Here is a 19,998-nt window from a genome sequence, read left to right as displayed (position 1 = left end):
ATGACCGGAAACGATCCACTCAGCAACGCGCTTTCGGGACTCGACAACGCCGAAAGCGTGGGACATCTGACCCACGAGGTAACGCCCGCCTCGAACGAGATCGGCAGCGTACTCGAGGTCTTCTACGACCGCGGGTACATCGACGGCTTCGAGTACGTCGACGACGGTAAAGCCGGTCAGTTCGAGATCGAACTGAAAGGAGCGATCAACGAGTGTGGCCCCGTCAAGCCCCGCTACGCCGCAGGTGCCGACGACTTCGAGAAGTGGGAGAAACGCTATCTCCCCGCTCGAGACTTCGGTGCGCTCGTCGTCACGACGAGCAGCGGTATCATGAGCCACTACGAGGCTCGTGAGCAGGGGATCGGCGGCCAGGTGATCGCATACGTCTACTAACCATGCGAGTTGAACTGGAAATCCCCGAAACCGTATCCGTCGAGGTCGATCATCTCGACGTGACCGTCGAGGGCCCGGACGGCAGCGTGAGCCGCCGTCTCTGGTACCCGGACGTGACCGTCGAGGTCGAAGACGACACCGTGGTAATCGAAAGCGACGCCGAGGACGCGAAAACGAACGCGACCGTCGGCACCTTCGAGAGCCACATCCAGAACGCGTTCCACGGCGTGACCGAAGGCTGGGAGTACAAGATGGAAGTCTTCTACTCTCACTTCCCGATGCAGGTCCGCGCCGAGGGCGACGAGGTCGTCATCGAGAACTTCCTCGGCGAAAAGGCACCGCGACGTACGACCATTCACGGTGACACCGATGTCTCCGTCGACGACGAGAAACTGGTCCTCTCCGGACCGAACAAAGAACACGTCGGGCAGACGGCGGCTGACATCGAGCAGCTAACGCGTGTCAGCGGCAAGGACACCCGCGTCTTCCAGGACGGCGTCTACATCACCGAGAAACCCGCGAAAGGAGGTGCCTGATAGATGGCAGACGACGAACCACAGGAACTCGAAGACATCAGCGGCGTCGGCGCGAGCAAAGCGGAGGCGCTGCGCGAAGCCGGCTTCGAGTCGATCGACGACATCAAGGAGGCAGACCAGAGCGAGCTGGCCGAGGCCGACGGCGTCGGGAACGCGCTCGCAGCGCGTATCAAAGCCGACGTCGGCGACCTCGAAGTCTCCGAGGAGACCGAGGCAGAGATCGAAGACGAAGACGCCGAGGAGGCCGAGGAGGCCGACGAGGACGTCGAAACCGAACTGCAGCCACGCGGGCTGACCGAGAAGACGCCGGAGCTCTCCGAGTCCGAAGAGCGTCTGCTCAACCGCCGACGGAGCGTCGGCAAGCCGCAGTTCAACCGACAGGACTATCACAAGAAAAAGCGGACGCCGACGTCCTGGCGCCGACCACGTGGCCAGCTCTCGAAGCAGCGACGTGGCGTCAAAGGCAAAGGACAGAAGGTCCAGGCCGGATTCCGAACCCCGAAAGCAGTTCGGGGCAAACATCCGAGCGGCTTCGAGGAAGTCCACGTCGAGAACGTCGACGACCTCGAGGGCGTAGACGGCGACCGCGAGGCGGTTCGGATCGCTTCAGCCGTCGGTGCGCGCAAGCGCGAACGGATCGAAGAGGAGGCCGAAGCCCAGGGCGTTCGTGTCCTGAATCCGACCTACGAAGAAGTCGAGGTGGAATCCAATGACTGATCTCTCCGCACAGAAGCGACTCGCAGCCGACGTTCTCGACGTCGGGCAAAACCGAGTCTGGCTCGACCCCGAGGCCCAGGCGGACATCGCCGAAGCGATCACTCGCGACGAGATCCGAGAGCTCGTCGACGAAGGTCGCATTCAGGCTGATGACGCAAAAGGCAACTCCCGCGGTCGTGCCCGAGAGCGCAACGCAAAACGCGCATACGGCCACCAGAACGGGCCCGGCAAGCGCCGCGGCAAGAAAGGCGCACGTCAGAACGAGAAAGACGAGTGGCAGAACAAGATTCGAGCACAGCGACGGAAACTCCGCGAACTCCGCGACAAGGGCGAACTCACGCCCACGCAGTACCGCACGCTTTATAGAAAGGCTGGCGGTGGCGAGTTCCGGAGCGTCCGGTACCTGTTGAACTATATCGACGACAACTACGGTGACCAATAATGGCGACAGGACCACGATACAACGTTCCGATGCGCCGTCGCCGTGAGGTCCGGACGGACTACCATCAGAGGTTGCGCCTGCTGAAATCGGGCAAGCCACGCCTCGTCGCTCGCAAGAGCAACAAGCACACTACGGCGCAGCTGATCACTCCCGGACCTCAGGGAGACGAAACACTTGCAAGTGCACACTCGAGCGATCTCGAGGAATACGGCTGGGAGGCCCCGACGAGTAACATCTCGGCGGCCTACCTGACCGGCCTGCTGGCCGGGAAACGAGCCGTCGACGCCGGTCTCGAGGAAGCCGTCCTCGACATCGGTCTCAACACGGCGACGCCCGGCAACAAGGTGTTCGCCGTCCAGGAGGGCGCGATCGACGCCGGTCTCGAGATTCCGCACAACGACAGCGTACTCGCTGACTGGTCGCGTACACGCGGCGAACACGTCGCCGAGTACGCCGAACAGCTCGACGAGCCGCTGTACAGCGGCGAGTTCGACGCGACCGACCTACCAGAACACTTCGACGAGGTACGAGAGGCGATTCTCGAATGAGCAACTACAACGACAGTGGATGGGAGCCCGTAACCCGTCTCGGCCGCAAGGTTCAGGAGGGCGACATCGACACGATGGAGGCTGCCCTCAACTCGGGGCTTCCGCTGAAGGAACCCGAGATCGTCGATCAGCTCCTCCCCGGACTGGACGACGAGGTGCTGGACATCAACATGGTCCAGCGCATGACCGACTCCGGCCGACGCGTGAAGTTCCGCTGCGTCGTCGCCGTCGGCAACCGCGACGGCTTCATCGGCTACGCGGAAGGCCGGGACGACCAGGTCGGCTCCGCCATCCAGAAGGCGATCGGTATCGCGAAACTGAACATCATCCAGGTCCCCCGCGGCTCCGGGTCGTGGGAAGACAGATCCGATCGGCCCCACTCGCTGACCCGCCGGACGAAAGGCAAAGCCGGCTCCGTCGAGGTCGAACTTATCCCTGCCCCCGAAGGGCTGGGATTGGCTGCGAGTGACACCGTTCGCGCGGTCATCGAACTCGCCGGTATCGAGAATGCCTGGACGAAGAGCCACGGCAACACGCGAACGACCGTGAACCTGGCCAAGGCGACGTTCAACGCACTCGAGAACGCCTCGAAGTCGCGTCACCCACAGCGCCGTCCGAACCGCGAGCGAGAGGACGCCGAGGTGGCTGACCAATGAAAGCGATCGTTCAGGTCCGCGGGGAAGTGAACCGTCAACAGGACGTACAGGATACGCTCGAGATGCTCAACATCCACAGCGTCAACCACTGCACGCTGGTTCCCGAGACGGACACCTACCGCGGGATGATCACGAAAGTCAACGACTACGTCGCGGTCGGTGAGCCTGACGCGGACGTCCTCGAGACGCTGCTCGCAAAGCGATCGGAGCCCCTCGAGGGCAAGCAGTCCGACGTGGACGAGGAGTGGCTGGCCGAGAACACCGAGTACGATGACTTCGGTGCGCTCGCCGAGGCATTGCTCGACGAGGAGACGACGCTTCGGGACGTCGGCCTGTCCCCGACGCTTCGGCTCCACCCGCCGCGTGGCGGCCACGAGGGAATCAAGAAGCCGACCGTCGAGGGCGGCCAACTCGGAAAACATACAACTGCGCAGATTAACGACCTGCTAGAATCGATGCGATAACAATGACGAGTAAAAAACGACGCCAGCGCGGTTCGCGCACGCACGGCGGTGGTACCCACAAGAACCGACGTGGTGCGGGCCATCGCGGTGGTCGCGGTCGCGCCGGGCGGAGCAAACACGAGTTCCACAACTACGAACCGAAAGGCAAACACGGCTTCAAGCGACCTGACGGCATCCGCGAGGACGTCGCAGAGATCGATGTCCAGAAGCTAGACGAGGACGCGATCCTCTACGTCGCAGACGGCGAGGCCGAAGCAACCGACGACGGCTACGCGATCGACGCCCGTGACGTCGTCGAGGACGGCCACGAGGTCGATGTCGTCAAGGTCCTCGGCTCGGGTCAGGTCCGCAATTCGCTGACGGTCACCGCGGACGCGTTCTCCGACGCAGCTCGCGAGAAACTCGAAGCTGCCGGCGGCAACGCGGTGGTATCGGAGCGCGCACAGGAGGACACAGCGGAAGCCGACGAAGACGACACCGAACAGGACGAGGAGTAACACATGGGATGGAAGGAAGCCGCTGAACCGGTCCTGACGCGGATGCCCACAGTTCGCCGTCCGGAGGGGCACGTCCCCTTCAAGCGAAAGCTCACGTGGACGGCCGGCATCCTGATGTTGTACTTTTTCCTGACCAACATCGCCCTGCTCGGTCTCTCCGGGGAGGGGACCGACCTCTTCGGTGAGTTCCGTGCGATCCTCGCCGGCGAGTTCGGATCGCTGTTGCAGGTCGGCATCGGACCGATCGTCACGGCCAGCATCGTCTTGCAGCTGCTGGGTGGTGCGAATCTACTCGGACTCGATACCGACGATCCGCGCGATCAGGTCCTCTATCAGGGCCTCCAGAAGTTGCTCGTCATCATCATGACGGCGCTGACCGCGCTTCCGATGGTGTTCGCCGGCGGCTTCCTGCCTGCCCAGCAGTCGCTGACGCTCGGCGGGTTTACCTTCGACCAGACGCAGGTCCAGATCCTGATGTTCGTCCAGATCTTCATCGGCGGCGTCCTCATCCTCTATATGGACGAGGTCGTCAGCAAGTGGGGAGTTGGCAGCGGGATCGGCCTGTTCATCATCGCCGGCGTCAGCCAGCGACTCGTGACGGGCTTCATTCAGCCCGCGACGGGCGGGTTCTTCTACAACTGGTACCAGATCATCGTCGGCGAGGTCGCCGTCGGGTCGGTTATCAGCGGCGACGGTCTAAACACGCTCTTGCTCGGCGAGGGCCAGATCATCGCCCTCTTGACGACGCTGTTGATCTTCGGCATCGTCGTCTACGCGGAATCCGTCCGAATCGAGATTCCGCTCAGTCACGCTCGGGTGAAGGGTGCTCGCGGTCGCTTCCCCGTGAAGCTCATCTACGCGAGCGTCCTGCCGATGATCCTCGTTCGCGCCCTTCAGGCGAACGTCCAGTTCATGGGCCAGATCCTGAACAGCCAGTGGGCCGGCATGCCATCCTGGCTTGGAACGTACAACCAACAGGGTCAGCCCGTCGAAGGGTTCTTCTACTACACGGCTCCGATCTATTCGCCCGAAGACTGGATGTGGTGGACCGGTGAAGTCGCTCAAGAGGCCTGGATGGTCATGATTCGCGTCAGTATCGACCTGACGTTCATGATCGTCGGCGGCGCGATCTTCGCGATCTTCTGGGTCGAAACCACGAACATGGGACCGGAAGCCACGGCAAAACAGATCCAGAACTCCGGGATGCAGATTCCCGGCTTCCGACAGAACGTCGGCGTCATCGAGAAGGTCATGGAGCGATATATCCCGCAGGTGACCGTCATCGGCGGCGCGCTCGTCGGCCTGCTGGCCGTCTGGGCGAATATGCTCGGGACGATCGGTGCCGTTACCGGGACCGGGTTGTTGCTGGCTGTCTCCATCACGTACAAACTGTACGAGGAGATCGCCGAAGAGCAGATGATGGAGATGCATCCGATGATGCGCCAGATGTTCGGTCGCGAATAACGGACGCGATCGATCGCGTCCGTCGTTTTCTCTATTGTCGGTTCGGTGGCTATCGAACCGAGCGACCTGCGTCGGAGCGATGATACCAACCGAAATTGCTCGCACAGCGATCGCATCGACTCGCGATCGGTCTCCCCAAATGCAAAATATTCAAGCCGGTGTGGTTTCTTGACCAGTATGTCTCTCTCCCGGTGGTCGGGATCGGATATTGTCCCGGCAAACGCACAGTACCGAGTAGAGTCTGGAAGCAACGATGGATATACCGGCACACATGTCTCTTACAGCCAACACCCACGACGGTGACGACCGATGAGCGCCGACGAGGAACTCGCAAAGGACCTGGGACCGCTTGCAGCCCTGACCATCGGTATCGGGACGATGATCGGGGCGGGTATTTTCGTGTTACCGGGGCCCGCCGTCGCTCAACTCGGGCCGCTGGCCGCGCTTGCGTTCGTCATCGGCGGGGCGATCGCACTATTGACAGCGCTCTCCGCATCGGAACTGGGAACCGCGATGCCGGTGTCCGGCGGGGCGTACTATTACGTAAACCAGGGGCTCGGACCGCTGTTTGGCTCGATCGCCGGCTGGGGGAACTGGATCGGGCTCGCGTTCGCCTCCGCGTTCTATATGTACGGGTTCGGGGAGTACGTCAACGCGTTCGTCGTCGTCTCGGGAGTCGAACTCGGCCCTCTTGCACTCGAACCGGCACAGCTAATCGGCCTGGTCGGGGCAGCGTTTTTCATTGCTATTAACTACGTTGGGGCGAAGGAGACGGGTCGGTTACAGAATATTATCGTCGTGTTGCTCGTCGGCATTCTGGCGGTGTTTACGCTGTTTGGGATACTCAACGCGGACCTAGAAACGCTCACGCCGATCGATCCGTTCGGCTGGACGCCGCTGTTACCGGTGACGGGTCTCGTGTTCGTCTCCTATCTCGGTTTCGTCCAGATTACCTCCGTCGCAGAGGAGATACAGGAGCCCGGCAAAAACCTCCCTCGGGCGGTTATTGGCAGCGTCGTGATCGTGACCGTGATGTACGCCTTCATCCTCCTGGCGGTGCTAGCAGCCGTCGAAACCGACGTCGTGGCGAACAACGAAACCGCCGTCGTCGACGTTGCACGGATGCTAATAGGGCCACTCGGTGCGGCAGCCCTGCTGATGGGCGGGTTGCTCGCGACCGCGTCGTCGGCAAACGCGTCGATCCTCGCTTCCTCGCGGATCAATTTCGCGATGGGGCGAGATAAACTCGTTACGCCGAAAATCAACGAGATTCACCCGCGATTCGCGACGCCGTACCGCGCCATCGCCATCACCGGCGGACTCATCCTGCTGTTTATTGTGGCGGGCAACCTCGAACTGCTGGCGACGGCGGGGAGCGTGCTTCACCTCATTGTGTACGGGCTGTTGAATATCGCACTGATCGTCTTCCGGGAGGCAGATCCCGACAGCTACGAACCGACGTTTGAGGTTCCGTTCTACCCCGCCACGCCGATTCTCGGTGCAGTGTTCTCGTTCGCACTGATCGCGTTCATCGAACCGATCGTAATCATGCTCTCGCTCGCGTTCGTCGCGTTCGGTACCGTCTGGTATCTCGGATACGCTCGCGCGCAGGTCGAAGAGTCTGGGGTGCTTGCTCGGTACGTTCTGGAACACTCCGAAAAGGTCCCGAACGCTGCGGTCGCAGCGTCGACATCTGTCCAACCCGAAAAGAGCGATTATCGCGTCATGGTTCCGCTTGCGAACCCTGCGCACGAAAAACACCTGATTACGCTGGCCTCTGCAATCGCTGACCAGCGTGACGGAACGGTCGTCGCCGTCAACATCGAACAGGTGCCAGATCAGACATCGCTGGAAGCGGCTCGCACCCAGGAGGAGTACGAGACGGCGCATCATCTCCTCGACCAGGCACGAGTCGACGCAGAAACCTACGGCGTCGACGTCGAAACGCACGTCGTCCTCTCACATCGGGCATTCGAGGAGGTGTTCGACGCTGCCAGGCGCTACGGTGCGGACATTACGGTAATGGGGTGGGGTCCAGACTCCCACGGTGCGCCGGGCCGTGCCGAACGCACCATCGACGAACTCGCACACTCACTCCCGTGTGACTTCCTGGTGTTTCGCGATCGCGGGTTCGATCCGTCACGTGTCCTGCTACCGACCGCTGGCGGACCGGACTCCGACCTGGCGGCGGCGGTCGCACGCACACTTCGCGAGCAGTTCGATTCGGACGTGACGCTCTTGCACGTGGCGTCCGATCTGAATCACGGGCGGCAGTTCCTCGAGTCTTGGGCCGCCGAACACGAACTAGCCGACGCGGAGTTACGCGTCGTAAGCGGTGACGTTCAGACCCAGATCTCCGACGCAGCCACGGACGCGACGATGCTCCTCATCGGCGCGACCGAGAAGGGGATGCTCTCTCGACTCGTTCGCGGTTCGCTCGTTCTCGACGTCCTCAACGATGTCGAGTGTTCGGTTATCCTCTCGGAGAAGCGCCACGAGCGGAGCCTTCGCGAACGGATTCTCGGGACGAGTGAGTCGGCCCGCGAGGTGGACAACACCGGCGTCACGACCGAACCGACGACGCCAGATTCGGAGGGCGTGCAGCCGAGGGACGAATAATTAACAACAGCTGTAGTGAACCGGAACTGTTTTTCCGCCATCTTGCGCAGTTCGTCGTATGAACCCGCAGCCACCACGATCGGGATCGGCGCGATCGGTCCCGCGCTGGACGCGGTCGCAAGCGGAGGAGATCCAGCGTACCGATGGGACGATCGCCCCGATCATCTATCCCCCCGACGAGAAGACCGACCCGGAGTTGCACCTCTGGGATACCTGGATGCTTCGAAACCGGGACGGCTCGATCGCGGAGATCGACGGCTACCGCGTCATCTTTTCGTTGACTGCCCCGACGACGCTGTTACCGGGGAAACGCCACGATGTCGCGACGATTCGGTATTTCTACTCACCCGACGGCAGGGACTGGACCTGCGGCGGACCCGTCTTCGAGGCTGACGCCGCCTTTGGGTCGCGCCAGTGGGCCGGCTCGGCGCTGTACGACGATGGCGAACTGTTTCTGTTTTATACGGCTGCCGGCTCGCGCGGGGAGACGGACCTGACGTACACACAGCGCATCGCCGTCGGTTCCGGCGGTTCGATCGAAACGAGCGAAGGCGGGCTTTCGATCGTGGGTCCGTTCGACCACGACATCCTGCTCGAACCCGACGGCGAATACTACGAGCGCGAGGACCAATCCCGGGGAATGATCTACACCTTCCGCGATCCGTGGTTCTTCGAGGACCCGCAGACGGGCGAGACGTGCCTGTTGTTCGAGGCGAACACCCCGATCCCCGACCCCGAACTGGAAGACCGGTACGACGTGGACCTCGCGGCGCTGGATTTCAACGGGAGCGTGGGTGTAGCCGTGTCGCCGTCCGGCGACCCGACCGAGTGGGAACTCGAGGAGCCACTGCTCGAGGGCGTCGGGACCAACCAGGAACTGGAACGACCGCACGTCGTCGTCCACGACGATCGCTACTACCTCTTTATCTCGAGCCACGAGCACACGTTCGCACCCGGCCTCGTCGGCTTTGACGCGCTGTACGGCTTCGTTTCCGACTCGCTTCGCGGCGAGTACGCGCCGCTCAACGAGTCCGGTCTGGTTCTCACCAACCCCGCCGATGCGCCCTTCCAGACGTACTCGTGGCTCGCTTATCCCTGTGACGAGGAAATACTCGTCACGAGCTTTTTCAACTACTACGATCTGCAGGGACTCACGCTCGACGACGTCGCCAACTTGCCCCCCGACGAACAACACCGCCGCTTCGGAGGGACCCTCGCGCCGACGGTCAGGCTGACGGCCGAAAACGATCGGACGCGGGTCCTCGGGACGCTCGACCACGGCCACCTGCCGATTCCAGGCGAGGAGCTGCCGCCGTTGCTCGCCTCGTTCGTCGACGAGGGAACCGACGATCGGTCCGACGTTCGATACGGTGGCAAGACTCCCGATCGAGATCCGGCCGAATAGCCCCGTTTCGTCGTCCGCGTTCGTCTCTCGTCTTCTGGCTCTCGATTCTCGTCACTCGTGTTCAGCCCAGGCGCTCCCGAGCGTCCAGACGGTCAGGTCGTCCACAGTAGCCGTTCCCTCGATCGCGGCGAGTGAAAGAGCCGTGCTTTCCTCCCGAGTCGGATAAATCCGGGTCGTCAGACAGTGGCGATCGTTCGCGAAGAGTTCGACGACGGAGCCGTCGACGAACACGCGCAGGGAGAGTGACTCATCGAACGGCGACACGGGCATCGAGACGGGCGCGGTGGACGCGCGCGGGTCGCGACTCGATTCGGATCGATCGACGATCAGGTCGCTCTCGCGGGTGTACCGGATGGGCGTCCGCTCGTCGCCGTCGGGTGACTCGCGGACGACGAGTTCGACCGCTTCGGCGTCTTCGATCCGGATTTCCGCGCGGAGTTCGAACGATCGACTCTCGACTGGCAGGTCCAGGCGCTCGTCTTCGAGTGTGGGGCACCCGTGATAGGCGCGAGCCTCCCGAAGGGCGGTTAGTTCGGGTGCAGGACGCTGGCGGAGCCGTCCCTCCTCGTCGAGATCGACGTGTCGCGGTAGCGAGAGCGTTCCCGACCAGCCGGCGTCCCACTGGGCGCTCACGTCGCGGCCTTCCTGTATCCAGCCCCACGTCAGCCATCGACCCTCAGCGTCCCGTAGGGACTGCGGTGCGTAGAACTCGCCGTAGTCGAGGAGTCCGCATCGATCGACGTCGAATTCGGCGTCGTCAGCGTCGTAGGCACCGAGGTAGTACCGCACCTCGTCGTAGTTCGAGACGTACAGCAGCTGGGCGTCGTCGAAATCGAGCAGTTCCGGACACTCCCACATGCGACCGTCTCGTTCGGGATCGCCCGTGAGGATCGGTCCCTGATACTCCCAGTCGGTTAGATCGCCGTCGCTCGTATAGCACAGCGCCGTCCCGCCGCCGTCTTCGACGCCGGAACCGATCAGGTGGTGCCAGGTACCGTCGTCGGCCCGCCAGACGGCGTGATCTCGAAACTCCGCGTGCCAGTGGTCGGTCGATCGCAGCGGCGGCTCGTCGGGGACGCTGTCGATGATCGGGTTCTCGCTCGATTTCTTCCATTCGGTGAGGTCGTCGTCGACTGCGGTCGCGAGACAGGGCAGTTGCAAGTCGTTGCGGCCGCCGGTGTAGAGGATTCGTACGGTTCCGTCGTCGTCGATCGCACACCCCGACCAGCAGCCGTCTCGATCCGGACCGTCGGGTGAGGGGATCAGGGCGACCGGACGATCCTCCCAGGTGACGAGGTCGTCGCTGACGGCGTGACCCCAGTGGATCGTCTCGTGGTAGGGTCCGCCAGGATTGTACTGGTAGAACGCGTGATACCGCCCGTTCCACTGGATCAGTCCGTTCGGATCGTTGAGCCAGTTCGCTGGCGGCGAGAGGTGATACCGCGGGCGGTGGTGGTCGTCGGCCAGCCGCCGTCGAGCTTCGGAGAGGGCGGCGGCGTCTTTCGGCCGCCCCGTCGCGAGTCGGCGGTTCTCGGTCGCCAGGGTGGAAAGCAGGTTCGTGACCAGCCGCGATCGGTTGCCAGCCGCCACCTCGGGCGGCGTTTCCGCGAACCGCAGCGCCGTCCCGAGACCGGCAACGTCTCCGGCACCGACCCGCCATCCCACGAGGGCGACCTCGTTGGGCGACTCGTGGCCGTCTCGAAGGGTGCTCGCGAGCACTTCGCCTCGTTCGGGAAGGACCGATTCGTACCGCGTGACGGGCTGTGACCCTCCCGGAGCCCGCGTCCGGATCCGAAGTCCGTCTACCCAGTCGAACACCGGAGACGCCTCGAATAGCGCCTTACAGAGCAGCCCGGTCGTCGTGGTCGGCGCTTCGACTGCGGAGACGTCCGGGGAGACGGCATCGATCCCCAGCGCGCGGACGGCTTCGACCGCCCGTAACGACAGCAAGAGTCCGCCACCGCCGCGCAGGTACGACTGGACCGGCCCCCGACAGTCGGCAATCTCGGTAACCGACGCGATCGATTCGGCCCGGTGCCACCAGCAGACGGGGTAGGAATCGAGAATGTGGGGGTCCTCCACCAGCCGGTCGAGTGAGACCCGTTCGACGTCGAGACCGACCTCGGAACACCAGTCCAGTGTCGATCGCTGTTCGGCTGACAGGTCGCCATCGACGAGGAACCCGACTGGGTTCGAGAGCGCGTTCATCAGTACGAACTCCAACACCCGATAGGTATAGAATTGCCGCCGTTTTTCGGTGGGTGTCACCGTTCATCGGGATCAGGGTCAATTTATCCGTCAGGAACTCAGGGTCGATCGTCCTCCCGGCTGTGAACCGGCTCCGAGCGACGACTCGAACGGGGTATTCGAGGTGTTCGCTGGCTCGTCAGTCGGCACTCCCCGGTGTAGAACGACGGACGACGGAACGACGAGTGGCGAACGAAGACCGCTGGTGAGAAAAACGCGACTGACGACCGAAATCCGCTCACAGGATCGATTACTGGATCGAGTAGCCCGCTGCGATCGTCAGCAGGAATACCATGAACACCGCAGTCGCCATCATGTAGGTGATCGATCGCGGTTCCTCGATCAGGTGCTGGAAGTAGCCGGCGATCAGCAGGGACTTGACGATTGCGAGGACGATCGTCCCGCCTAGCGCCATCTGGTAGGAGAATATCTCGGGAAACGAGAAGAAAATGAACTTGCTCGTCCCCAACACCAGCAGTGCGACGTAGATGAGCGTGTACGTGCGAACGTCAGCCATTGGTAGGCAATGAGGCTGACGGCCACTTATACCTTCCTCATGCGATCGACTCCAACCGATCGAAACGACACGTAGATGGGGCCAGGGACGAACTAGCGACCAATGAGTGGAGGGCCGGCTCGCAGTCGACGAACTGCGATCGCTCTCGCGATCGGTGTCGCGACGCTCGCGGCGGGCGTGGGCGTCGCGGCCGCGAGTAACGTCGCCGTCGGACTCACCGAACAGTCCGGCGACGTGACCGTTCCGACGTGGCTCTACCTGGCGACCGGCGGCGGCGTCATCGGTGCGTCCGCGCTCATGACGATGCTCGTCACCGATCGCGCCCTGATCGCAGACTATCACGACCGAGCGCGCGGCGTGACCGTCGATCGGCTGCTCACCGCCGGATCGCTCCTGGCCGGCACCCTCGGCCTGCTGGGCCTGACGATCGTGATCGTCGCCGCTGCGACGAATCCCACCGTCGCCGGATTCGCCAGTGCGGCCGTCCTGGTGACGTTCGTCGGCGGACGGGCGCTGCTGACGATCGTCGCCTACGGCGTCGGTAACCCCTGGCCGGCGCTGAACCCGTGGCGACGGATCGCCGAGGTACTCCCGAGCGGTCTCCTGGCCGAGGAGTACCCGCAACGGTGGGGCCTGTGGCCCGCCGTCGCCGCACTCCTGGCGCTCATCTGGCTCGAAATCGTCGCGCCGCTGAGTTCATCGCCCGGTGCCCTCCTGATCGCGGTGGCTGGCTACTCGGCGTATACGATCGGCGGTGCGGTCGCGTTCTCCTCGGAATCGTGGTTCGAACGTGGCGATCCGCTCTCGGTCTGGTTTCGCCTGTACGGTGCCGTTGCCCCGATACAGCGGACCGCGGACGGTCTCGAGGTGCGCTTTCCCGGATCGCGATTGAGCGACGACGACGTAATTACCGACGTGTCGTCGATCGCGTTCGTTCTCGTGCTCGTCTGGGAACTCACCTTCAGTGGCTTCATCGTCACGGCACCCGGCGTCACCACGATCGAGTTCCTGGTCGGAGTCGGCGTTCCGCCGGCGATCGTCTACCTCGGGCTGTTGCTCGCCGGATTCTGGCTGTTCTGGCGAGTCTACTGGCTCGCCGCCACACGGACCCGTGAGCGAGCCCAAACCTACATTTCAACGCGCTACCTCGCGATTCGGTTCGCGCCGCCGCTGCTCGCGATCGCGGCTGGCTACCACTTCGCACACTACGCCGGCTTTTCGATCACGCTGTGGCCGTCGTTGCTCGAGACCGTCGCGACGCCGCTGAACCCGCCCGCCAATCCCACGCAGTATCGACTCACCTCCTGGTTCGGCTACGTCGAGATCGCCGGCATCCTGCTCGGGCACATCCTCGCCGTCTGGGTCGCGCACACGGTCTCGTTCGAGTTGTTCCCCGGCAAACTCCAGGCCATTCGCAGCCAGTACCCCTTCATCGTCGTGATGATCTTCTTTACGATGGTCAGCCTCTACCTCGTCTCGTTGCCCGCGGTAGAGCCACCGTACGTGCCCGGTTGACACCTTCCTCGCCCGAATCGACACCGACATACACTTTGGTCCGACGCGCCAATTACCGGCTATCGGAATGAACACCGACCAGTTCGGAGGAAGCGGACTGAGAACGGGAGTCGAACAGGTGAGCGACGTCGAGTACGACGTCCCGACCGATGAGTCGCCCGCGTATACCTGTCCCTACTGCGACCGGCCGTTTCGATCGGAACGATACGGAACGTTTCACGTCGGAACCGCCCACCCCGCGGCGTGTTCCGAAGCGGAACGGGAAGCGTGGGACGAGGAACGAGACGACGAGCAGTTCGAGTTGTTCACGTTCCACGTGAAAGCGGCCGTGAGCGTGTTCATGCTGTACTTCATGTTTACATTCCTCTACGCCCTGGTCTGGGCCGGCTGATCGCGACGCCTCGGTACGTGGCTGGCCACCCACGGCACCCCGATACGTGGCCAGCCACCCGCGACACCCCGACGCGGGTCGGCCACCCACGGCCGCCGACCACCGGATTGCAGATCCGGTGCGGTTCGACACTGCGTTCGTCCAGAATCTCTTTAGTTCGTGACTGACCAGTACACGTATCATGGCCGTCCGTCTCCGCCGCTCGTGCTCGGGACAGAGATCTCGATCGAACGCACGCGCTGTCGCCGTTCTGGCGCTCTCGATCGTCCTGACGATCGGCCTCCTCTGTGCCCCGATCGTCCCCATCGCCGCGGGCGCGACGACCCCGGAGACGGGCGACAGCGGGCCAGGCGTCGCCACCAGCAATGCGACCGATGTGGTAGACGACGCGATTCCGTCGAACGGAACAATCGAAGTGGTCGTCCGACTCGAGGATGCGGCGGTCACCGACTCGATGCCAGAAGCAGACGTCGTGGAGACGCTCGAGACGCACGCCGAGGAAACCCAGGACCCGCTGCTCGACTACGCTGGGGCGACGAGCGGGATCTCGGTCGAGCAGGAATTCTGGCTCACCAACGCGGTCGTGTTGACGGTCGATACCGATCGCACCGACCTCGAGTCGATCGCCGAACTCGACGGGGTTGAGCGCGTCCACGAGAACTTCGCGATTCCCCATCCCAGTCCTGCGTCGGTGTCGGCCACTCCTGGCGAAGCCGAGAGGACCGACTCCGAGACGAGCCTCACTCGCCAGACGTGGGGACTCGAGCAGCTGAACGCACCCGCCGTCTGGGAGGCGTACGACACGCGTGGCGAGGGTGTACGCGTCGCCGTCCTCGACACCGGCGTCGACGCAGCCCATCCGGACATCGATCTGTACACCGACGATCCGTCGGACCCGACCTATCCCGGCGGCTGGGCGGAATTTACCGAAACGGGCGAACGCGTACCCGGCTCGACACCGTACGACAGTGGCATCCACGGAACGCACGTGAGCGGGACCGTCGCCGGCGGCAACGAAAGCGGCACGCAGATCGGCGTCGCACCCGACGTCGAACTGCTCCACGGGCTCGTTCTCTCCGACGCCGGCGGCTCGTTCGCGCAAGTCGTTGCCGGCATGGAGTGGGCGGTGGCGAACGACGCCGACGTCGCCAGTCTGAGCTTCGGCGCGTCCGGGACCCACCGGGCGTTCGTCGATCCGGTCCAGCACGCCATCGACAGCGGAACGATCGTCGTGGCCGCGATCGGTAACGACGGCCACGAGACGTCGAGTTCGCCGGGGAACGTCTACGGTGCGCTCAGTGTCGGCGCTGTCGACGCCAACGGAACGGTTCCCGACTTTTCCGGCGGCGAGCGACTGAACCGATCGGACTGGACGGACCCACCATCGACGTGGCCCGACTCGCATACGGTTCCCGACGTCGTCGCACCCGGTGTCGGAATCACGAGCGCCGTCCCCGGCGGACAGTACAGAAACCTCCCGGGAACGTCGATGGCAACGCCACACGTCACCGGAACGGTCGCACTCCTTTTGTCTCTCGAAGCGAATGCAACCGTGGACGAAATCACGGCAGTGGTAACCCAAACCGCCTGGCTCCCCGACACAGCAGCAGTCGACGCCGGCACCGACCGTGAGACGCGCTACGGCAACGGCATCGTCGACGCCAGCGCAGCGGCCGACGCGCTTCTCGCGGATCGAGCCGATGCTGACCCGACAGCTGCTCGAGAGGGTGGTACCGGGGAAGAACATACATCAGGCGATCCGCGCTCGATCGGTTCGGTCGGCATCGTCGGCTTGCTCGTCGCGATCGGACTCGTCGCGATAGTACTAACAGTCGGACTATTACGGCTCGACGATTGGTAGCTCGGGGGTGCGGTTTTTCGGGTCGTTGCGTCGCCACGCGATCGGCACCGGACGCACAGCCGATCGGTCGGTCGACGATCACTCGCGATCGACCGGTTCCTCGTCTCTCCGAAAACCGGCGCTGCCCGCCCGATACAGGCCGAAAAAACTCAAAAGAAGCCTGAGCACGACCGTCGGGACAGTAGCAAGAACAAGCGGCCAATCGATCGGTCGAGTAGAAAAACCGGCTCAGCGCCGAGGTGCTACATCAGGTAGAACAGTGGGAACAGGAAGACCCACACGATGTCGACGAAGTGCCAGTAGAGACCGAAGTATTCGACCGGCCGATGATCGTCGAGATAGGCATCCACCGAGACGATCCGGTAGATCATGAAGACCGCGACGAGCAGGCCGAGGATCACGTGGAGTGCGTGCAACCCGGTAGTGACGAAGTAGATCGAGTACTCGATCCCTTTCCACCAGTAATCGCCGTCGGCGAACTTCACGCTGTACTCGAAGGCCTTGACACCCATGAAGACCAGTCCGAGCAACAGCGTCGCGCTGAGTGCGCCGAGGAGCCCGCGCTTGTTCTTCCGTTCGGCAAACACGAGCGCGAGGATGACCGTGAAACTCGACGTGAGCAAGACGTACGTGTTGAGCAGACCGGGCCAGGAGGCAAACGGCACGGTCGTCCACTCGGTCCAGCCCGTGTGCAACCGCATGAAGATGTACGCGCCGATCGCGGCACCGAAGACGACGACGTCAGAGGCCAGGAAGACCCAGACGCCGAACTTCGTGTTGTCGACACCGCCGAACGGCCAGCGCTCAGCGATCGCCATCTCGGGAACGACGAACTGTTCTTTCCCGAAATTAAACAGCGTGTAGGCCATGATCGCGAGTCCGATGGCCAGGATTGCGGGATAGATAATGCTGGTTTCGCCCATATCGGAGATGCCTTCGGCACCTCGTTCGGCGGCGAACTGGGTGATGTACGGCGTGATTCCGCTCAGTCCGAGGAAGAATACGAACGTTCCGAGACCGATTCCCAGCGGCCAGATACTGGCGTGGTCGGCGTGTTCTTCCTCGTGGGTGACCGTCTTCGTGGCTGCGACGCCGCCGTCAGTCGCAGTCGCGCTGTCGTTGACGAACTCGAGCCGGCCGCTGGCGTAGCTCGGACGATCGTCCCAGTTCTCGAGCGGCGGTGGCGAGGGGATCGCCCACTCGGCAGTTCGCGAGAACTCCCACGGATTCTCCGGTGCGTCAGGTCCCCGCAGCCAGCTGTGGGCGAACGTCGCGAACATGATCAGGAACGACGTGCCGAAGACGAAGGCCCCGACCGTCGAAAGCTGGTGGTAGATCTGGACGCCCTCTCCGTAGTGGAAGACGCGCCGCGGCGTCTCCCAGGCCAGGAACTGCGGGAAGTACAGCAGGTTGAATCCGATGAAGTACACCGCGAAGTTGAGCTTTCCGAGCGCCTCGGAGTACATTTTCCCGCTGATTTTCGGCCACCAGTAGTAGAGACCGGCGATCAACGCGGTCACGCCCGAAACCATCACGTAGTGGAAGTGAGCAACGACCCAGTAGGTGCCCCGGAACTCGTAGTCGAGCACGACGGCTCCGAGGAAGACCCCGGTGATTCCGCCGAGGATGAACAACACGAGCGCGCCGAGACTGAACAGGAACGGCGTCGTAAACCGAACCCGGCCCTTGACCATCGTGTAGATCAGCGCGAAGACCATCAGGTCGAACGGCAGCGAAATCCCGATCGTCGTCGCCATGAACAGGGTCTTGATTTCGAGGTTGATCGTCGTCAGGAACATGTGGTGCATCCAGACCAAAAACGACTGGACAGCGACGAGCACCATCGCGATGATGACCCACTTTCGACCGACGAGGCGTCGGCCACAGAAGGTCTGGAACGTCTCGAACATGATCCCCAGCGCCGGGAAGAAGACGATGTACACCTCCGGATGGCCGAAGAACCAGAACAGGTGGGCCCACAACAGTCCCGACCCCTGGTCGGTCGCGAAGTACTGCGTGAGGAAGATGCGATCGGTGCTCAGCAACAGTAACGCGGCGAGCAGCGCTGCGAACGCAAAGAGCATCATCCAGACGGTCAGCAGCCACGACCAGGTGAACATCGGCAGGTTCCACAGGCCGAGCCCCTCCGCGCGCGATCGGTGAATCGTCACGAGGAAGTTCACCGTCCCGATCGTGATCGAGAAGACGAACAACATCAGGGCGAGAATCGTCGCGTTACCGCCAGTCGTCGCCTGCATCGCCGGCGTGTACGTCGGCACGTTCAGCGGCGCGTACATGGTCCAGCCGCCGGCAAAGGAGCCTCCCTGGAAGAACGAGATGCCAAGCAGGATGCCCGAGAACAGGTAGAACCAGTAACTCAGGGCGTTCATTCGCGGGAACGCGAGGTCTTTCGCCCCGATCTGGAGGGGGACGAAGTAGTTCGCGAACCCGGCGGCAAACGGCGAGAGGAACCAGAAGACCATCAAGAGACCGTGTGACGTGACGGCCTGGTTGAACTCGCGGTTCGTTAGCAGATCGATCCCGCCCGATTCCCACAGGTGGGCACGGAAGACGAGTGCGAGGACGCCTCCGAAGATCAGGAAGAACAGGGCGGTCGCGAGATAGAGAATCCCGACGTCTTTGTGATTTGTCGTGACCAGCCAGCGCTTGACCGACGTCATCGGCGGCAGATCACTCATCAGTTCTCACCTCCGTCCGTGGTATTGTCAGTAGACTCCTCGTCACCGTTTTCACCGTCTCCGTTTCCGTTCTCGGCTTCGCCGCCGTTTTCTTCGGTGTCGTCGGCTTCGTCACCGTTTTCTTCGCTACCGTTGGCTTCCTCGCCGTTCTCTTCTTCACCGTTCTCGTCCGCTCGCTGGTCTTCGAGCCAGCTGTCGAACTCGTCTTGCGGAAGGACCTCGACCGTTCCGACCATCTGCGTATGGCCGTCGCCGCAGAGTTCGAAGCACTGAATCTCGTGCGTTTCGCCGGCTTCCTCAGCGATGAACCACGTTTCATCGTACTCTCCGGGGATGGCGTCGGCTTTCACCCGTTGATCGGGTATGCCGAACGTGTGCCAGACGTCTCCGCTTGTCACCTCGATTCGGATCGGCGTATCCGCCGGAACGGTCATCGTCGATCGCTGGAGTTCGTACTCCTCACCGTAATCGAAACTCCATGCGAAGCCGGCACCTTCGACTTCGATCTCGATTGCATCTTCCGGGCTCTCGCTCGGTCCGTCCTCGACGTACAGGAGCATCCCGTACGTCCAGATGACCAGCGAGATAACGATGATCGCGCTCAGTCCGAACGAGAGGAATAGTTTCTTGCCGCCCTCTCCACCTGTCGGTAGCTCTCCGAGCGTCGGTGTGTCTTTGTCGCTTTCGGAGCCGCTATCGCGATACTTGTACGCGTTGTACAGCGTATACCCGATCACGACAACACCGACGAGCGTGCCGAGTCCAAGGAAGACGAGGAAAATCTCCTCGAACACGTCGACGCGCGTCTGCACCTGCATCGGAGTAGCTGCGTTGAAGATCGTATTCACCTCTGTTGAAGACCTCTTATATGTCGGACGATCATGGCTGAGAGCACTTATCTATTTGGAAACCGCCCAACTGAACCCGCCGTTTAGTGGGTTGTCGGGCAATTCGTCTTCGCGGTCCGCGACCGGTGCTCGTGACCCACGTCTCAGGTCGTCACTCGTCAGTTGGAGCGCGCCGTCTT

Annotated in this window: 18 protein-coding genes; 14 read left to right on the top strand and 4 right to left on the bottom strand. The window is 62.7% G+C overall.

Features of this window, described 5'->3' with window-relative positions:
* The 11 genes from AC6I6L_RS13490 to AC6I6L_RS13440 all read left to right on the top strand — a co-directional run bounded on the left by AC6I6L_RS13490 (nucleotide 1) and on the right by AC6I6L_RS13440 (nucleotide 9,741).
* The gene (locus AC6I6L_RS13490; protein WP_497918286.1) at nucleotides 1-393 is read left to right on the top strand and encodes a 30S ribosomal protein S8; all 393 of its coding nucleotides are present in this window, start codon (nucleotides 1-3) and stop codon (nucleotides 391-393) included.
* A 2-nt stretch (nucleotides 394-395) separates the two neighbouring features.
* Nucleotides 396-929: a 50S ribosomal protein L6 gene (locus tag AC6I6L_RS13485; RefSeq protein WP_497918285.1), complete on the top strand. Its 534-nt coding sequence runs from the start codon at nucleotides 396-398 to the stop codon at nucleotides 927-929.
* 3 nt (nucleotides 930-932) lie between these two features.
* Nucleotides 933-1,646 carry a 50S ribosomal protein L32e gene (locus AC6I6L_RS13480; protein WP_497918284.1) on the top strand — a complete coding sequence of 238 codons (714 nt, stop codon included), beginning with the start codon at nucleotides 933-935 and terminating at the stop codon, nucleotides 1,644-1,646.
* A complete protein-coding gene (locus tag AC6I6L_RS13475) occupies nucleotides 1,639-2,088 on the top strand; it encodes a 50S ribosomal protein L19e (protein ID WP_497918283.1) in 450 nt (149 codons plus the stop codon). The genes AC6I6L_RS13480 and AC6I6L_RS13475 overlap by 8 nt, the downstream gene beginning before the upstream one ends.
* The gene (locus tag AC6I6L_RS13470; RefSeq protein WP_497918282.1) at nucleotides 2,088-2,636 is read left to right on the top strand and encodes a 50S ribosomal protein L18; all 549 of its coding nucleotides are present in this window, start codon (nucleotides 2,088-2,090) and stop codon (nucleotides 2,634-2,636) included. The genes AC6I6L_RS13475 and AC6I6L_RS13470 overlap by 1 nt, the downstream gene beginning before the upstream one ends.
* Nucleotides 2,633-3,292: a 30S ribosomal protein S5 gene (locus tag AC6I6L_RS13465; protein ID WP_497918281.1), complete on the top strand. Its 660-nt coding sequence runs from the start codon at nucleotides 2,633-2,635 to the stop codon at nucleotides 3,290-3,292. Before AC6I6L_RS13470 ends, AC6I6L_RS13465 begins: the two co-directional genes overlap by 4 nt.
* Entirely contained in the window at nucleotides 3,289-3,756 is a 468-nt protein-coding gene (locus tag AC6I6L_RS13460) for a 50S ribosomal protein L30 (protein ID WP_497918280.1), read from the top strand. The genes AC6I6L_RS13465 and AC6I6L_RS13460 overlap by 4 nt, the downstream gene beginning before the upstream one ends.
* A gap of 2 nt (nucleotides 3,757-3,758) precedes the next feature.
* A complete protein-coding gene (locus AC6I6L_RS13455) occupies nucleotides 3,759-4,253 on the top strand; it encodes an uL15m family ribosomal protein (RefSeq protein ID WP_497918279.1) in 495 nt (164 codons plus the stop codon).
* Nucleotides 4,254-4,256: 3 nt separating this feature from the next.
* Nucleotides 4,257-5,717, top strand: a complete 1,461-nt coding sequence (gene secY, locus AC6I6L_RS13450; protein ID WP_497918278.1) for a preprotein translocase subunit SecY — start codon at nucleotides 4,257-4,259, stop codon at nucleotides 5,715-5,717.
* A 309-nt stretch (nucleotides 5,718-6,026) separates the two neighbouring features.
* A complete protein-coding gene (locus AC6I6L_RS13445; protein WP_497918277.1) occupies nucleotides 6,027-8,336 on the top strand; it encodes an amino acid permease in 2,310 nt (769 codons plus the stop codon).
* A 58-nt stretch (nucleotides 8,337-8,394) separates the two neighbouring features.
* On the top strand, nucleotides 8,395-9,741 hold the full coding sequence (locus AC6I6L_RS13440) for a glycoside hydrolase family 68 protein (RefSeq protein ID WP_497918276.1): 1,347 nt from the start codon (nucleotides 8,395-8,397) through the stop codon (nucleotides 9,739-9,741).
* Between the two features lie 51 nt (nucleotides 9,742-9,792).
* Here AC6I6L_RS13440 and AC6I6L_RS13435 read toward each other — a convergent pair whose 3' ends face one another.
* Together AC6I6L_RS13435 and AC6I6L_RS13430 are read right to left on the bottom strand one after the other, a co-directional pair.
* The gene (locus tag AC6I6L_RS13435; protein WP_497918275.1) at nucleotides 9,793-11,949 is read right to left on the bottom strand and encodes a glycoside hydrolase family 32 protein; all 2,157 of its coding nucleotides are present in this window, start codon (nucleotides 11,947-11,949) and stop codon (nucleotides 9,793-9,795) included.
* 289 nt (nucleotides 11,950-12,238) lie between these two features.
* Nucleotides 12,239-12,505 carry a cytochrome C oxidase subunit IV family protein gene (locus AC6I6L_RS13430; protein ID WP_497918274.1) on the bottom strand — a complete coding sequence of 89 codons (267 nt, stop codon included), beginning with the start codon at nucleotides 12,503-12,505 and terminating at the stop codon, nucleotides 12,239-12,241.
* A gap of 102 nt (nucleotides 12,506-12,607) precedes the next feature.
* Here AC6I6L_RS13430 and AC6I6L_RS13425 point away from each other — a divergent pair, with 102 nt between their 5' ends.
* The 3 genes from AC6I6L_RS13425 to AC6I6L_RS13415 all read left to right on the top strand — a co-directional run bounded on the left by AC6I6L_RS13425 (nucleotide 12,608) and on the right by AC6I6L_RS13415 (nucleotide 16,272).
* Nucleotides 12,608-14,020 (top strand): hypothetical protein, encoded by a 1,413-nt coding sequence (locus tag AC6I6L_RS13425; protein ID WP_497918273.1) that lies wholly within the window; start codon nucleotides 12,608-12,610, stop codon nucleotides 14,018-14,020.
* Nucleotides 14,021-14,138: 118 nt separating this feature from the next.
* Nucleotides 14,139-14,411: a DUF7410 domain-containing protein gene (locus AC6I6L_RS13420; protein WP_497918272.1), complete on the top strand. Its 273-nt coding sequence runs from the start codon at nucleotides 14,139-14,141 to the stop codon at nucleotides 14,409-14,411.
* Between the two features lie 181 nt (nucleotides 14,412-14,592).
* The gene (locus tag AC6I6L_RS13415) at nucleotides 14,593-16,272 is read left to right on the top strand and encodes a S8 family serine peptidase (RefSeq protein ID WP_497918271.1); all 1,680 of its coding nucleotides are present in this window, start codon (nucleotides 14,593-14,595) and stop codon (nucleotides 16,270-16,272) included.
* Between the two features lie 242 nt (nucleotides 16,273-16,514).
* Here AC6I6L_RS13415 and AC6I6L_RS13410 read toward each other — a convergent pair whose 3' ends face one another.
* The gene (locus AC6I6L_RS13410; RefSeq protein ID WP_497918270.1) at nucleotides 16,515-18,971 is read right to left on the bottom strand and encodes a cbb3-type cytochrome c oxidase subunit I; all 2,457 of its coding nucleotides are present in this window, start codon (nucleotides 18,969-18,971) and stop codon (nucleotides 16,515-16,517) included.
* The gene (gene coxB, locus AC6I6L_RS13405; protein ID WP_497918269.1) at nucleotides 18,971-19,789 is read right to left on the bottom strand and encodes a cytochrome c oxidase subunit II; all 819 of its coding nucleotides are present in this window, start codon (nucleotides 19,787-19,789) and stop codon (nucleotides 18,971-18,973) included. Before coxB ends, AC6I6L_RS13410 begins: the two co-directional genes overlap by 1 nt.
* Nucleotides 19,790-19,998 lie beyond the last annotated feature (209 nt).

Source organism: Halosolutus sp. DAT137, from assembly GCF_059736405.1.
The sequence above is the reverse complement of the archived record's forward strand: the minus strand, read 5'-3'. Positions and strand labels throughout refer to the sequence as shown.

Coding starts and splice junctions, on each gene's coding strand:
- AC6I6L_RS13465 (WP_497918281.1), top strand. CDS start 2,633: ATGAGCAACTACAACGACAGTGGATGGGAGCCCGTAACCCGTCTCGGC.
- AC6I6L_RS13490 (WP_497918286.1), top strand. CDS start 1: ATGACCGGAAACGATCCACTCAGCAACGCGCTTTCGGGACTCGACAAC.
- AC6I6L_RS13410 (WP_497918270.1), bottom strand. CDS start 18,971: ATGAGTGATCTGCCGCCGATGACGTCGGTCAAGCGCTGGCTGGTCACG.
- AC6I6L_RS13415 (WP_497918271.1), top strand. CDS start 14,593: ATGGCCGTCCGTCTCCGCCGCTCGTGCTCGGGACAGAGATCTCGATCG.
- AC6I6L_RS13425 (WP_497918273.1), top strand. CDS start 12,608: ATGAGTGGAGGGCCGGCTCGCAGTCGACGAACTGCGATCGCTCTCGCG.
- AC6I6L_RS13440 (WP_497918276.1), top strand. CDS start 8,395: ATGAACCCGCAGCCACCACGATCGGGATCGGCGCGATCGGTCCCGCGC.
- AC6I6L_RS13470 (WP_497918282.1), top strand. CDS start 2,088: ATGGCGACAGGACCACGATACAACGTTCCGATGCGCCGTCGCCGTGAG.
- coxB (WP_497918269.1), bottom strand. CDS start 19,789: ATGCAGGTGCAGACGCGCGTCGACGTGTTCGAGGAGATTTTCCTCGTC.
- AC6I6L_RS13430 (WP_497918274.1), bottom strand. CDS start 12,505: ATGGCTGACGTTCGCACGTACACGCTCATCTACGTCGCACTGCTGGTG.
- AC6I6L_RS13460 (WP_497918280.1), top strand. CDS start 3,289: ATGAAAGCGATCGTTCAGGTCCGCGGGGAAGTGAACCGTCAACAGGAC.
- AC6I6L_RS13475 (WP_497918283.1), top strand. CDS start 1,639: ATGACTGATCTCTCCGCACAGAAGCGACTCGCAGCCGACGTTCTCGAC.
- AC6I6L_RS13455 (WP_497918279.1), top strand. CDS start 3,759: ATGACGAGTAAAAAACGACGCCAGCGCGGTTCGCGCACGCACGGCGGT.
- AC6I6L_RS13485 (WP_497918285.1), top strand. CDS start 396: ATGCGAGTTGAACTGGAAATCCCCGAAACCGTATCCGTCGAGGTCGAT.
- AC6I6L_RS13445 (WP_497918277.1), top strand. CDS start 6,027: ATGAGCGCCGACGAGGAACTCGCAAAGGACCTGGGACCGCTTGCAGCC.
- secY (WP_497918278.1), top strand. CDS start 4,257: ATGGGATGGAAGGAAGCCGCTGAACCGGTCCTGACGCGGATGCCCACA.
- AC6I6L_RS13435 (WP_497918275.1), bottom strand. CDS start 11,949: ATGAACGCGCTCTCGAACCCAGTCGGGTTCCTCGTCGATGGCGACCTG.
- AC6I6L_RS13480 (WP_497918284.1), top strand. CDS start 933: ATGGCAGACGACGAACCACAGGAACTCGAAGACATCAGCGGCGTCGGC.